10 protein-coding genes and 1 pseudogene are annotated in these 13,606 nt (G+C 72.5%); 7 read left to right on the forward strand and 4 right to left on the reverse strand.

The window, feature by feature from the left end; all coding sequences use genetic code 11:
- The first annotated feature begins 89 nt into the window (after positions 1-89).
- Positions 90-1,877, forward strand: a complete 1,788-nt coding sequence (locus tag IE142_RS28765; RefSeq protein WP_191888449.1) for an ATP-binding SpoIIE family protein phosphatase — start codon at positions 90-92, stop codon at positions 1,875-1,877.
- A 20-nt stretch (positions 1,878-1,897) separates the two neighbouring features.
- Here the strand turns inward: IE142_RS28765 and IE142_RS28770 are convergent, their stop codons facing one another.
- Entirely contained in the window at positions 1,898-3,772 is a 1,875-nt protein-coding gene (locus tag IE142_RS28770) for an ABC transporter ATP-binding protein (protein WP_191888518.1), read from the reverse strand.
- A 294-nt stretch (positions 3,773-4,066) separates the two neighbouring features.
- On the opposite strand from IE142_RS28770, the gene IE142_RS28775 reads away from it, so the two are divergent.
- The 6 genes and pseudogenes from IE142_RS28775 to IE142_RS37030 form a co-directional block, all read left to right on the forward strand.
- On the forward strand, positions 4,067-4,966 hold the full coding sequence (locus IE142_RS28775; protein ID WP_191888450.1) for a lysylphosphatidylglycerol synthase transmembrane domain-containing protein: 900 nt from the start codon (positions 4,067-4,069) through the stop codon (positions 4,964-4,966).
- Between the two features lie 109 nt (positions 4,967-5,075).
- On the forward strand, positions 5,076-5,561 hold the full coding sequence (locus tag IE142_RS28780; RefSeq protein WP_229830946.1) for a GNAT family N-acetyltransferase: 486 nt from the start codon (positions 5,076-5,078) through the stop codon (positions 5,559-5,561).
- Between the two features lie 131 nt (positions 5,562-5,692).
- Positions 5,693-6,754, forward strand: coding sequence for a mechanosensitive ion channel family protein (locus IE142_RS28785; protein WP_370466431.1), 1,062 nt, complete (start codon positions 5,693-5,695; stop codon positions 6,752-6,754).
- Positions 6,755-6,897: 143 nt separating this feature from the next.
- Complete coding sequence (locus IE142_RS28790) at positions 6,898-9,117, forward strand: NADP-dependent isocitrate dehydrogenase (RefSeq protein ID WP_191888452.1); 2,220 nt, start codon at positions 6,898-6,900, stop codon at positions 9,115-9,117.
- Positions 9,118-9,228: 111 nt separating this feature from the next.
- A complete protein-coding gene (locus IE142_RS28795; protein WP_191888453.1) occupies positions 9,229-10,014 on the forward strand; it encodes an N-formylglutamate amidohydrolase in 786 nt (261 codons plus the stop codon).
- Between the two features lie 163 nt (positions 10,015-10,177).
- A pseudogene (locus IE142_RS37030) lies at positions 10,178-10,829 on the forward strand (cytochrome P450 family protein); the annotation flags it as partial.
- Positions 10,830-10,842: 13 nt separating this feature from the next.
- On the opposite strand, the gene IE142_RS28800 reads toward IE142_RS37030, so the two are convergent.
- Genes IE142_RS28800 through IE142_RS28810 form a run of 3 tightly spaced genes read right to left on the reverse strand, consistent with a single transcriptional unit; the run spans position 10,843 to position 13,429 of the window.
- On the reverse strand, positions 10,843-11,340 hold the full coding sequence (locus IE142_RS28800; RefSeq protein ID WP_229830959.1) for a hypothetical protein: 498 nt from the start codon (positions 11,338-11,340) through the stop codon (positions 10,843-10,845).
- 5 nt (positions 11,341-11,345) lie between these two features.
- Positions 11,346-11,987 carry an RNA polymerase sigma factor gene (locus IE142_RS28805; RefSeq protein WP_191888455.1) on the reverse strand — a complete coding sequence of 214 codons (642 nt, stop codon included), beginning with the start codon at positions 11,985-11,987 and terminating at the stop codon, positions 11,346-11,348.
- A gap of 8 nt (positions 11,988-11,995) precedes the next feature.
- Complete coding sequence (locus IE142_RS28810; RefSeq protein WP_191888456.1) at positions 11,996-13,429, reverse strand: S8/S53 family peptidase; 1,434 nt, start codon at positions 13,427-13,429, stop codon at positions 11,996-11,998.
- Between the last annotated feature and the right edge of the window lie 177 nt (positions 13,430-13,606).

Raw genomic sequence — 13,606 nt, forward strand, 5'->3', positions numbered from 1 at the left:
CGGCGGGCCCGCCGACCGAGGCGCTGCCGTCGCCGCACGCCCGCCGGCGAGGCAGAATCGGGGCAGGAGGGCGTGGGAGGAGGCGACGCGTGCGGGAGCGACCGTGGCGGCGCGGGGTGCGCCCCCGTCCGAGTCCCCTCGTCGGCGGGCGCCGGGCGCTGCGGGGAGCTCTGCGCCCGATGACGGAGGCACTTGGCGCGCGGCGCCGGCTGGCCTGGCTGAACGAGGCCGGTACGCGGATCGGCACCACGCTGGACCTGCGCCGTACGGCCGAGGAGCTGGCCGAGTTCACCGTCCCGGAGCTGGCGGACGGCACGGCGGTGGACCTCCTGGACCCCGTGCTGCGGTTCCAGGAGGGGGACCGCGTCCGAGGGAGCGAGCCGCCTCGGCTCAGGGCCATGGCGGTGTCGGAGATCGACGGCCTGGATCTCGCGCCGGACCCGGTCGGCGAGCTGTCCGTGCACAGTGCCGACCGCCTGGGCCTGCGGTGCCTGACCACCCGCGAGCCGGTCCTGATAGCCCGGATGACGCGGTCGGACTTCGCCGTCGTCGCCCCCACCCCCGAGTCGGCCGACATCATGCGTCGCGCGGGGGTGCACTCCTATCTGGTGGTCCCGCTGATCGCCCGCGGGGTGCTGCTGGGGCTGGCCGACTTCGTCCGGGCCGGCAGCCGGGCGCCGTTCACCGAGAGCGACGTGGCGCTGGCCGTGGAACTGGCGTCCAAGGCGGCCGTGTACATCGACAACGCCCGGCTCTACGGGAGGGAGCGCGAGCACGTGGTCACCCTGCAGCGGGCGCTGCTCCCCCGGTCCAGCCCGAGCACACCGGGGCTCGACGTGTCCTCGTGCTACGACCCGGCCGCCGATCCGGCCGCGGTGGGCGGCGACTGGTTCGACGTCGTCGCGCTGCCCAGCGGGCGCACGGCGCTGATGGTGGGCGACGTGATGGGGCGCGGGCTGGCCGCCGCCGCGACCATGGGGCGGCTGCGCACGGTGGCCCGCACGCTGATGGCGCTGGACATCGCCCCGGAGCGGCTGCTGGCCCGGCTGGACCTGGCCGCCCGCGACCTGGAGGAGGACCAGTGCGCCACCTGTCTCTGCGCGGTCTACGACCCCTGCGGCTCCACCTTCCGCATCGCCAGCGCCGGTCATCCGCCGCCGCTGCTCACCTCGGTCGACGGCACCGCCGCGTACCTGGACGTGCCCGCCGGTGCGCCGCTGGGCACCGGGGTGATCCCGTACGACCCGGTGGACTGCTCCGCGCCCGAGGGGAGCCGGCTGACGCTGTACACGGACGGTCTGATCAGGTCGCGCACCGTCGGCCTCACCGCGCGGATGGACCGGCTGCGGGAGGCGGCCGGCGGCGCGGTGCCCGCGGGTGGCACGGTGTGCCGGGCGGTCACCGAGCGGGTGGGAGGCGACCGGTCCGACGACGCGATCGTCCTGGTCGCCGGGGCCCGGCCGCTGGGTCCGGACGGTGACGTGTTCGTGCGGACGCTGCCGCCGGACGGCAAGGCCGCCGGGCAGGCGCGGACGACGGTGCGCGAGCAGTTGGTGAAGTGGGGGCTCCAGGAACTGGTCGACACGACGGAGCTGGTCGTCAGCGAGCTGGTGGGCAACGCCCTGAGGTACGGCAACGCCCCCGGTGAGCTGCGGCTGCTGCGGAACGAGCGGCTGTCGGTGGAGGTCTCCGACACCGGGCCGGACCTGCCGCAGATCCAGCACGCGGACGTGAGCGACGAGAGCGGGCGCGGTCTCCAGCTGATCAACATGCTGTGCCGGCGCTGGGGGTCGTGCCGTACGCCTTCGGGGAAGGTCGTCTGGGCCGAACAGGATCTGCCCGTGCGGGCCGGTCCGGCCGGCCCGCACGGGCAGTAGCCCTTCCCCGTCCCCGGCCGTTACGCCGCCTTCTCCATCGTCCGCCTGCCGAACTGGGTGCGGTGCAGTTGGGCGTAGCGTCCGCCGGCCGCGAGGAGTTCGTCGTGGGTGCCGCGTTCCACGATGCGGCCGGCCTCGACCACCAGGATCTGGTCGGCCGCCCGGACGGTGGACAGCCGGTGTGCGATGACCACGGCGGTCCTGCCCTCCAGGGCCTCGGTCAGGGCCTCCTGTACGGCCGCCTCGGAGGTGTTGTCGAGGTGGGCGGTGGCCTCGTCGAGGATGACGACGCGCTGGCGGGCCAGCAACAGCCGGGCGATGGTCATGCGCTGGCGCTCCCCGCCGGAGAGCCGGTAGCCGCGCTCGCCGACCACGGTGTCCAGACCGTCCGGCAGGGACCGTACGAGGTCGGTCAGGCGGGCGCGGCGAAGCGCGTCCCACAGTTCGGAGTCGGAGGCCTCGGGCCGGGCCAGCAGCAGGTTGGCGCGGACGGTGTCGTGGAAGAGGTGGCCGTCCTGGGTGACCATGCCGACGGTGTCGCGCAGGGACCGGGCGCTCAGGTCGCGGACGTCGACGCCGCCGATCCGCACGGTGCCGCCGTCGGTGTCGTACAGGCGCGGCAGGAGCTGGGCGATGGTGGACTTGCCGGCGCCGGAGGAGCCGACGAGGGCGACGGTCTGGCCGGGTTCGGCGCGGAAGGAGAGGCCGTGCAGGACCTCCTCGCCGCCCCGGGTGTCGAGGGAGGCGACCTCTTCCAGGGAGGCCAGGGAGACCTTGTCGGCGGACGGGTAGCCGAAGCGGACGTCTTCGAACTCGACGGCGACCGGGCCGTCGGGGACCGGGCGGGCGTCGGGCTTCTCGTCGATGAGCGGGGTCAGGTCCAGCACCTCGAAGACCCGCTCGAAGCTGACGAGGGCGCTCATGACCTCGACGCGGGCGCCGGCGAGCGCGGTGAGCGGCGCGTACAGGCGGGTGAGCAGCAGCGCCAGCGCCACGACGGCGCCCGGGTCGAGGGTGCCGCGCAGGGCGAAGAAGCCGCCGAGGCCGTAGACGAGGGCCAGGGCGAGGGCGGAGACCAGGGTGAGGGCGGTGATGAAGGCCGCCTGGGCGGTGGCGGTGCGCACGCCGATGTCGGCGACGCGGCGGGCGCGGTCGGCGAACTCGGCCGACTCCTCCTCGGGACGGCCGAACAGCTTGATCAGCGTGGCGCCGGGTGCGGAGAAGCGCTCGGTCATGCGGGTGCCCATGGCGGCGTTCAGGGTGGCCGCCTCGCGCTGCATGCGGGCCATGCGGCGGCCCATGCGCCGGGCCGGGAGCACGAAGACGGGCAGCAGGACGAGGGCGAGCAGGGTGATCTGCCAGGACAGGGTGAGCATGACGGCGAGGGTGAGCAGCAGCGTGACCAGGTTGGTCACCACGCCGGAGAGGGTGTTGCTGAAGGCGCGCTGGGCCCCGATGACGTCGTTGTTGAGACGGGACACCAGCGCGCCCGTACGAGTGCGTGTGAAGAACGCGACCGGCATGCGCTGCACATGATCGAACACAGCCGTGCGCAGATCGAGGATGAGTCCCTCCCCGAGCATGGCCGACAGTCTCCGGGAGAGGATGCCGAGTCCCGCCTCCGCGACCGCGATCAGTGCGATCAGCAGGGCGAGCCGGACCACCGTGCTGTCGTCGCCGCCCGACACGATCGTGGACACGACGCGTCCGGCCAGCACGGGCGTGGCGACGGCGAGCAGCGCGGTCACCACCCCGAGCTGGACGAACCGGGCGATGCGGCGGCGGTGCGGGCGGGCGAAGGCGCCGATGCGGCGCAGTGTCGCGCGGGCGAGGGGGCGGCGGTCCTGTTCGGCGTTCATGACGCTGCGCAGCTGGCCCCAGGCTGTGGTCTCCATGCTCATGCGAGTGACGGTAGAACCTCGATCTTCCTTGAGGTCAAGGGTGAGGGAGTGGACCGGCCGCCCGCGGTCCGTAAGCCGTCGTCCGCGCGTCGGCCATCCGTCGTTGGCGCGGCTCGGGGAATCTCTCGTGGTGTGACAGCGGTAGAGCTCCCACAGGAGTCCGTCCCCGACAGGCCCCGCGCCGAGGGGCCTGCCTCCGAGGCGTCCGTCTCCGGCCCCGCCCCCTCCCCCGCCTCGGCCTTCGCTCGCCGGAACGGCCGTGTCCGACTGGTCCGGCTGGTTAGCTGCGTGCTTCTGCTGCTGCTGGTCGCCGTGGTCGCGGTGCGGCACCGGTCGGTGCTGGCCGAGGGTTTCGGGCATCTCGCCACGGCACGGTGGCCCTGGCTGCTGGCCGCGGCCTGTGCCACCTGTCTGACCTGGGTCGCGGCTGCCTGCACCCGGCAGGGCGCGGTGGTCCAGCGGCTGCCCCTGCGGCGGCTGCTGGCCACGCAGTTCGCGGCGGGCGCGGCCAACCACCTGCTGCCGACGGGGCTGGGCGCGAGCGCGGTCAACCTGCGGTTCATGGCGGTGTGCGGGCTGCCGCTCGCTCGTTCCTCGGCCGCCCTCGCCCTGTACCTGCTGGCGGAGAGCGTCGGCCGCGTCGCGCTGCTGGGCGCCCTGCTGCTCGCGTTCCCCGGGGCGCTGCGGCTCGGTACGCTGCTGCCCGAGGGCGCCGTGGGGCCGTTGCTGATCACCGTCGGCGCGGTGCCGGTCGTCGCGGCGGGCGTACTGGCTGTGGTGCCACGGCTGCGAGGGGCGGTGGAGTCCTTCCTGCGGACGGCGCTCGGCGAGGCCCGCTCGGTGCACGCCCGCCCGGCGCGGGCGCTGGCGCTGTGGAGCGGCGCGCTGGCCTTCCCCGCGCTCCAGGCGGCGGCGCTGGTGCTGGTGGGCAAGTCGCTGGCGCTAGGCGTGCCCGTCGGGCACATGGCGGTGGCGTACCTGGCGGCGACGGTCGCGGTCGCGCTGGTGCCCACGCCGGGCGGCGTCGGTTCGGTCGAGGCGGCGCTGGTCGTGGCGCTGGTGGCGGCGGGCGGACCGGCGGCCGTGGCCACGGCGGTGGTGTTGGCCTTCCGGCTCCTGACCGTCTGGCTGCCGCTGCTGCCGGGGACGTTGACGCTGGTGGCTCTGGTGCGGATGCGGGTGATCTGACGGCGACGGCGATCCGGCCGGGGCGACTCCTCACGACGACGATCCGACCGGGACGCCCTTTTCCGGTGCGGCCGCGGGTGCGAAAATCGGGAGTCCGAGTGGCCGGCACATGACCGGGGGACGGATGGACGTGCTGATCAGGCCCGCGAGGGCCACGGAAGCCGGGGTGCTGAGCGACCTGGCGCTGCGCTCCAAGGCACACTGGGGTTACGACGCGGAGTTCCTGGATGCGTGCCGGGACGAGCTCACCGTTCACGCGGACGAGGTCGCACGCCGACGGACTGTGGTGGCCGACGGGGACGGACGTGTCCTCGGGTTCACGACCCTCGAGGGCGAGCCGCCCGTGGGCGTTGTGGGCATGATGTTCGTCGAGCCGCGGGCCATCGGCCTGGGGGTCGGCCGTCGGCTCTTCGAGCACACCGTGGCGGTCGGGCGGGAGCTGGGCTTCACCCGGCTCACCGTCGACGCGGACCCGCACGCGGAGCCCTTCTACCGCGCGATGGGCGCGGTACGTGTGGGACACGTCCCCTCGGGTTCCATCGCCGGCCGAGCGCTGCCACAACTGGCCCTCACCGTCGAGCGCCGAGACGTGTGACCCCTCGGCGCGGTACGGAGCACCTCTCGGCATACGGCAGGATGAACGCTCGCGCCGGTCGAACTTCCTTGCGGAACGGCGCAGTCGTGCATCCCGACATCCCGAGGTGACCGGTGACGGAAGACCTGACCATGGACCATCTGGTGCCGGCCGGCATCGCGCTGGCGGCCGGCCTGGTGGCGGCGTTCCTGCTGCGCGTGCTGCTGCGCTGGCTGGCGGGGCACGCCGGGCGCACCCGCTGGAGCGGCGACGACGTGATCGTGGCCGCGCTGCGCACGGTGGCGCCCTGGGCTGCGGTCGCGGGCGGCGTGGCGGGAGCCGCGGCGGCGCTGCCGCTGACGCGGACCGTGCAGCACAACGTCAACCAGGTCCTGACCGTCCTGCTGATCTTCGTGACGACCGTCTCGGCGGCCCGGGTGATCGCCGGTCTGGTGCGGACGCTGACCACGTCCCGTTCCGGTGTCGCCGGGTCGGCCACGATCTTCGTCAACATCACCCGCGTCCTGGTGCTGGCCATCGGCTTCCTGGTGATGCTCCAGACACTGGGCGTCTCCATAGCGCCGATGCTCACCGCCCTCGGCGTCGGCGGTCTGGCGGTCGCGCTGGCCCTGCAGGACACGCTCGCCAACCTCTTCGCGGGCATCCACATCCTGGCTTCCAAGACCGTGCAGCCCGGTGACTACATCCAGCTCGACAGCGGTGAGGAGGGTTACGTCGAGGACATCAACTGGCGGCAGACCACCGTCCGTGAGCTGTCCAACAACCTGGTCGTCATCCCGAACGGGCAGCTGGCGAAGTCGAACATGACCAACTTCATGCGGCCCGAGCAGAAGCTCACCATCCTGGTGCAGGCCGGCGTCGCCTACGACAGCGACCTGGACCACGTGGAGCGGGTCACCATGGAGGTGGTCGCCGAGGTGATGACGGAGATCGCCGGTGCCGTGCCGGACCACGAGCCCGCCGTCCGCTTCCACACCTTCGGCGACTCCCGGATCGGCTTCACCGTCATCCTGGGCGTCGGCGAGTTCAGCGACCAGTACCGGATCAAGCACGAGTTCATCAAGCGCCTGCACAAGCGGTACCGCGCGGAGGGCATCCGCATCCCGGCGCCCGCCCGAACGGTCGCACTCCAGCAGGGCGGCGCGGCGTTCCCCCAGCAGCGCACGGGCGAAGGCGCTCCTTCGCACCTGTGACCGCTCACCCGTGAGCGCTCGCCCGTTCCACCGGGGTCGCGCGGCCGGTTGTCCGGAATCTCCGCACGACCCCTGTCGAGCCGAGGTCGATCACGAGATATCTTGATGTCGAGCAATGTTGCAGACGTGGAGCGGAGCACCCGGTGACTGACTCGACCATCATCTACACACACACTGACGAGGCCCCGGCCCTGGCGACGTACTCGTTCCTGCCGGTGATCCGGGCGTACGCCTCGCAGGCGGGTGTCCCCGTCGAGACCCGCAACATCTCGCTGGCCGGCCGGATCATCGCCGTGTTCCCGGAGTACCTCACCGAGGACCAGCGCATCCCGGACGCCCTCGCGGAGCTCGGCGAACTGGCCAAGACCCCCGCCGCCAACATCATCAAGCTGCCGAACATCTCGGCCTCCATCCCGCAGCTCAAGGCCGCCGTCGCCGAGCTGCAGGCCCAGGGCTACGCCCTGCCGGACTACCCGGACGACCCGAAGACCGACGAGCAGCGCGACATCCGCGCCCGCTACGACAAGGTCAAGGGCTCCGCGGTCAACCCGGTCCTGCGCGAGGGCAACTCCGACCGCCGCGCCCCGGCCTCGGTGAAGAACTACGCCAAGAACCACCCGCACCGCATGGGCGCCTGGACCCCCGAGTCCAAGACCAACGTGGCGACCATGGGCGAGAACGACTTCCGCTCCACCGAGAAGTCCGTGGTGATCGCCGAGGACGGCGCGCTGCGGATCGAGCTGGTCGGCGACGACGGCACCACCACGGTGCTGCGCGAGTCCGTGCCGGTGAAGAAGGACGAGGTCGTCGACGCCTCCGTGCTGCGCGTCGCCGCGCTGCGCGAGTTCCTGACGGCGCAGGTCGCCCGTGCCAAGGCAGAGGGCATCCTGTACTCGGTGCACCTGAAGGCCACGATGATGAAGGTCTCCGACCCGATCATCTTCGGCCACGTGGTGCGCGCCTTCTTCCCGAAGACCTTCGCGAAGTACGGCGAGACCCTCGCCGCGGCCGGCCTCACCCCGAACGACGGTCTGGGCGGCATCTACAAGGGCCTGGAGTCCCTGCCCGAGGGCGCCGAGATCAAGGCCTCCTTCGACGCCGAGCTCGCCGAGGGCCCGGAGCTGGCGATGGTCGACTCCGACAAGGGCATCACCAACCTGCACGTGCCCTCGGACGTCATCATCGACGCCTCCATGCCGGCCATGATCCGCACCTCCGGCCACATGTGGGGCCCGGACGGTCAGGAGCACGACGCCCTCGCCGTCATCCCGGACTCCTCCTACGCCGGCGTGTACCAGGCCGTCATCGACGACTGCCGCGCCAACGGCGCCTACGACCCCTCCACCATGGGCTCGGTGCCGAACGTCGGCCTCATGGCGCAGAAGGCCGAGGAGTACGGCAGCCACGACAAGACCTTCGAGATCCCCACCACGGGCACGGTCCGCCTGGTCGACCGGAACGGCACCGCCCTCATCGAGCAGGCCGTGTCCGCCGGTGACGTCTTCCGCGCCTGCCAGACCAAGGACGACCCGATCCGCGACTGGGTGAAGCTGGCCGTCACCCGCGCCCGCGCCACCGGCGACCCGGCCGTCTTCTGGCTGGACGAGACCCGCGCCCACGACGCCAACCTCATCGCCAAGGTCAAGACGTACCTGCCGGAGCACGACACCGAGGGCCTGGACATCCGGATCCTCAACCCGGTCGAGGCGACCAAGCTGTCCGTCGAGCGCATCCGCCGCGGCGAGAACACCATCTCCGTCACCGGCAACGTGCTGCGCGACTACCTGACCGACCTCTTCCCGATCCTGGAGCTGGGCACCAGCGCCAAGATGCTGTCGGTCGTCCCGCTGATGGCGGGCGGCGGCCTGTTCGAGACCGGCGCCGGCGGCTCCGCGCCCAAGCACGTGCAGCAGCTGGTCAAGGAGAACTACCTGCGCTGGGACTCCCTCGGCGAGTTCTTCGCGCTGGTCCCGTCCCTGGAGCAGTACGCGACGGCCACCGGCAACACCAAGGCCAAGGTCCTCGCCGACACCCTCGACCGAGCCACGGCGACCTTCCTCAACGAGGACAAGTCCCCGACCCGTCGCGTCGGCGGCATCGACAACCGCGGCAGCCACTTCTACCTGTCCCTTTACTGGGCGCAGGAGCTGGCCAAGCAGACCGACGACGCGGACCTGGCCAAGGCCTTCGCCCCGCTCGCCGAGAAGCTGACCGCCGACGAGCAGAAGATCGTCGACGAGCTGAACGCCGTCCAGGGCAAGCCCGCCGAGATCGGCGGCTACTACCAGCCCGACCCGGCCAAGGCCGCCGAGGTCATGCGCCCGTCGGCCACCTGGAACGAGGCGCTGGCGTCCCTCGCCTAGTCCTCCGGCCCCGAGGCAAGCGGCACCCCGTCTCCGCTGCGGAGGCGGGGTGCCCGTCTGTCTCGTCCCGTCTCCACGTCCTCACGTCTCACGTCCTCACGGAGCAGCCTCATGGCGTCCTTCGAACTCGTTTCCGGCGCCCCCGCGTCCCCCGTGATCCTCCACGTGCCGCACTCCTCACGGCACATCCCCGCCGACGTCCGCGCGGGCATCGTCCTGGACGACGCCGCGCTGGAACGTGAACTGGACCACATCACCGACTCGCACACCGCGGAGATCGCCGAGGCGGCGGCCGACCTGGCCGGCCTCACCCCCTGGCGGTTCGTCAACCGGGCGTCCCGGCTGGTCGTCGACCCCGAGCGGTTCACGGACGACCGGGAGGAGATGACGGCCGTCGGGATGGGCGCCGTGTACACGCGGACCACCCACCGCGAGATCCTGCGGCCCGACGGCACCGACCCGGAGCCGCTGATCGAGCGGTACTTCCGCCCGTACGCGCGGGCCATGACCGAGGCGGTCGCGGGCCGGCTCGCCGTAACCGGCCGGGCGGTGATCGTCGACGTGCACTCGTACCCCACCGAGCCGCTGCCCTACGAGCTGCACGGCGAGGGTCCGCGCCCGCCGGTCTGCCTGGGCACGGACGGCTTCCACACGTCGCCCGAACTGCTCGCCGCGGCCCGGGAGGCGTTCGCGCCGTGCGGGGAGACGGGGCTGGACAGCCCGTTCAGCGGGACGTACGTGCCGCTGGACCTCTACGGCAAGCGGGCCGACGTCGGCGCACTGATGGTGGAGATCCGCCGGGACACCTACATGACCGAGCCGGGCGGACCGGCCGGCCCCGGGCTCCCCCGCCTCGCGGAGTCGCTGGCATCGCTCGTCGACGCCGTGTCGGGCTGACCGGACGCCACCGCCCCGCAGGCCCACCGCGCACCGCCCACCGCCTGCAGCACTCCCGCGCGACAGCCGCCGGGCGCGCGGCGAGGATTGCTGAATGACGCAGGGGACCACCACGCCGGCCGGTCAGTCCCCGCCCCCGGTATGGGACTGACCCGCCCTCGACCTGGACGGGCCCCGGTTCGACCCGGTCCTGGCCGACCTCATGCGCGAGGGGCCGCTGACCCGCGTACGGCCGCCGCACGGCGAGGGCTGGGCGTGGCCGGCCACCCGCTACGAGGACGTGCAAGGCCATCCCGGCGATCCGTGCTTCGGGCGGTCGGCCTCGCCGGGCCACTGCAGATCGGCGGCCAGGCAGTCACGCACCACGTCGGGCCAGTGCTGTCCGTGCTGCTGACCCGCCGGAGCTGCTGGTCCGGATGCGCGACGACCGCCCCGAGGTGCGGGGCGCCTCCCTGGACGAGCTGCTGCGCTGGATCCGCACCGCACCTCGGTGGGGCTCGCCCGCATCGCCCTGGACGTCGACGTGCACGGGGTGCGCATCAGCGCCGGTGACCCCGTGTACGTCTCCTACCTGGAGCCGACCGGGATCCGGACGTCTACCCCGGCCCGGACCGGATCGCCCCCGACCGGGACCGTCCTTCGGCAATGTGCACTACCACTGCACGGGCGCCGTCCTCGCCCGGATGCAGACCGAGCTGCTCGTCGACACGCTGCTGGAGCGGCTGCCGGGGCTGCGCCTCGCGGTTCGGGCGGAGCAGGTCGAGCGGCGCCGCAAGACCATGATCCGCGGGCCGCGCACCCTGCCCTGCACCTGTGAGACCGGCGGATTCAGGCGCGCAGCCACTCCGTCACGACCACGCCCTCACCGGTCCGCAGCCGCAGCGCGAACGGGCCGGAGGGCGGTGCCTCGCCCGTGAACCGGCCCAGTTCGTCCGCCGTCAGCCGGGCGGGGGCCCGCGGACCGCTCAGGACCTCGATGCGGGTCGGCCCCGGCGGCAGCACCTGGCCGATCAGGCCGTCCGCCGTCACCTCGACGTCGACGGTCATCTCGTCCGCCTGGAAGGTCAGCATCCGCGGCGGGTCCGTCGCTCCCCTGACGGGGATGGCGTCGACCAGCGAGTCGAAGGTGAGCTCGGCGACGCGGGCGTCCAGGTCGTGCAGCGCGAAGGCGTCGACGGCGATCCGCCGCAGCTCGGCCGGGACCGGGTCCAGGATCGCGGCGGCCTGCCGCAGCTCCTCCTCCAGGAGGTCGGTGCCGAGTTCGTCGTCCGTGAAGGCCCCGCCACCCCCGTCGTCCCTGTCGTCCTCGAAGCCGTCGTGGTGCATGCCGCTCATGTCGTCGTCCCCCGTGCCTCTAGCCGGGCCCGCAGCCGGCGCAGGCAGCGCTGACGCATCGGCCCGATGCTGCCCACCGCGATTCCCAGCGCGGCGGACACCTCCTGATAGCTGGGCGGTGGCGAGGAGATCAGTATCCGCAGCAACTGGCGGCACCGCTCGCCCAGTTCCTCGAACTCCTGCCACAGCCGCCGCACGCGCTCGGTCTGCGCGGCGGCCTCCTCGGAGTCGAGCACCGACTCCTCGGGCGTACGGTCCTCGCTCGGCCGGTCGAGCAGCTGCGGGTCGTCGGTCGGTGTCCACCTCTTCGACGCCCTCAGCAGTTTCAGGCACTCGTGCCGTGCCGTGCTCGCCAGCCAGGAACCGGTCTTCTCCGGTTCGCGGATCCGCCCCAGGTGCTGGGCGAACCGGAACCAGGCGATCTGGTACACCTCGTGCGCGTCGGCGTCGGACAGCCCGTGCGACCGCGCGACGGACCACACCAGCGGGCCCAGCCCGTCCACCAACGACTTCCAGGCCGCCGCGTCCCCGTCGGCGGCCAACTGGACGAGCACCCCGACATCTGCACGGTCCACGGTCCCACCCCTCGTGTACGACACGCCATCGTACGCCGTGGAGTGGGTGGTTCCGGCGGTCATCGGGCCGCTCACGCCCCGCCGGCCGGCACCTCGACGGGGACGGGTCGCCAGGTGGGCGGCAGCAGCGCCGGCACGTGCGCCCCGCGCACCTCCGCGTACTCGGTGTTGGCGGCGAGCAGCTGCTTGCGGGCCGCGCGGGGGTTTCGTTCCTTGGTCTCCGTCATGTGCGAGGCGACCAGTCCCGCGACGACGGGGGTGGCGAAGGAGGTGCCGCTCCACTGCGCGTGTCCCTCGAACATCACCTGGTCCGGCTTGGCGGGGGCCTCGCCGGGCTCGCTGAGCACCCCGCTGTGCCGGGGGTACTGGCAGGTGCACGCGTAGCCGAATCCGTAGCGGCAGGTGTCGTAGGTGGAGTGCTGGTAGACGTACGGCACGGGTGTGCCGAAGCCGGTGAGGACGCTGGTGAGGCGCTCGCCGGGGGCGTAGGCCTTGACCCAGCCGCCGTGGTTGCTGAAGCAGGCGCCGAACTCGCCGTCGGCCCGCAGCGCGCCGACGGACAGCACGGACGTCTCCCAGCCGGGGAGTTCGGCGTAGGCGGCGGGCCAGAAGGGTGTGGCGCTGCCGTTGTTGCCGGCGGCGGCGACCAGCAGGGTGCGCTGGTCGCGCAGCTCCTCCATGAAGGCGTGCACGCCGAGCAGTCCGTCGGTGCGGCCGTTGGAGGTGCCGGCGGAGAGGCTGAGGATCTCGGGCCAGCCGTCGCGGTCGACGGCCTCGAAGAGCTTCTCACCCAGCTCGGACTCCAGGATGGCGCCCGCGTCGTTGAGGGTGTTGCGGACGGTGACGTGGGTGTTGGGGGCGACGGCGGCGACGAGCCCGGCGATGAAGGTGCCGTGGCCGACGTACTGCTGGAGGATGCCGTCCTCGTCGCACTCCCTGAGCTGGGCGTCGCCGTCGGTGTGGGCCAGCAGCGGGCAGGAGCGGTAGTCGTGCATGAGCCCGGTGTCGATGACGAGGACGCCGACGGCGGTCCCCTCGTCGTACGACGTGTCGGCGGCGGCCGGGTTCGGCGGCTCGCTCAGCGGGACGGGCACGGGCTCGTCGCCGGGGCAGGCGTTCACGGCGATGGAGACGACGTGGTTGCGGCTGATCAGCCGGCGGCCCGCGCGGCCCTCCATGGTCCGCAGGGAGCGCAGGGCGTGCGCGACGTTCGGGTCGCCGCCGCCGTCGCCCTCGCCGGGGTCTCCGACCTGGATGCGGGTGATGCCGGTGCGATTGGTCTCGGGGCTCGCCCGGCGTACGTGGTCCGGGGTCAGGCCGGCCATCGTGGTGAAGTGGTCGCGCACGGTGTCCTCGACGAGGCGGGCCTCGTCGCCGTCGCGGGCGAGGACGACGCCCTTCTCGTAGAAGAACTCGGCGGAGTCGTCCGGCCCCATCACCAGCGGGACGTCCGGCATCGAGCGCTGGATCTGGTCGAACTGCTCGCGGAATCTCTGTGGTGCCATGGCGTGTCCTCACTGAGGCGGCGGTGTGACGGCGGTCGTGGCCACGGTGGTGGCGGCAGTCGTCAATCAGAGTCCGAGGACGGCTGATTGATACAGACCCGAACCTGTGGGGCGTGGTTCCGGACCACTACCATCCGTGGGGTGACAGTGGGAAGCGACTCGGTTCTCCAACTGCTG

The sequence above is a fragment of the Streptomyces mutabilis genome, from assembly GCF_014649815.1.
Taxonomy (GTDB): Bacteria; Actinomycetota; Actinomycetes; order Streptomycetales; family Streptomycetaceae; genus Streptomyces; species Streptomyces mutabilis.

What these genes read in the sequence shown, in the direction of transcription:
- IE142_RS28785 (WP_370466431.1), top strand. Translation starts at nt 5,693, where the DNA reads ATGGACCATCTGGTGCCGGCCGGCATCGCGCTGGCGGCCGGCCTGGTG.
- IE142_RS28805 (WP_191888455.1), bottom strand. Translation starts at nt 11,987, where the DNA reads ATGACCGCCGGAACCACCCACTCCACGGCGTACGATGGCGTGTCGTAC.
- IE142_RS28810 (WP_191888456.1), bottom strand. Translation starts at nt 13,429, where the DNA reads ATGGCACCACAGAGATTCCGCGAGCAGTTCGACCAGATCCAGCGCTCG.
- IE142_RS28795 (WP_191888453.1), top strand. Translation starts at nt 9,229, where the DNA reads ATGGCGTCCTTCGAACTCGTTTCCGGCGCCCCCGCGTCCCCCGTGATC.
- IE142_RS28800 (WP_229830959.1), bottom strand. Translation starts at nt 11,340, where the DNA reads ATGCACCACGACGGCTTCGAGGACGACAGGGACGACGGGGGTGGCGGG.
- IE142_RS28780 (WP_229830946.1), top strand. Translation starts at nt 5,076, where the DNA reads ATGACCGGGGGACGGATGGACGTGCTGATCAGGCCCGCGAGGGCCACG.
- IE142_RS28770 (WP_191888518.1), bottom strand. Translation starts at nt 3,772, where the DNA reads ATGGAGACCACAGCCTGGGGCCAGCTGCGCAGCGTCATGAACGCCGAA.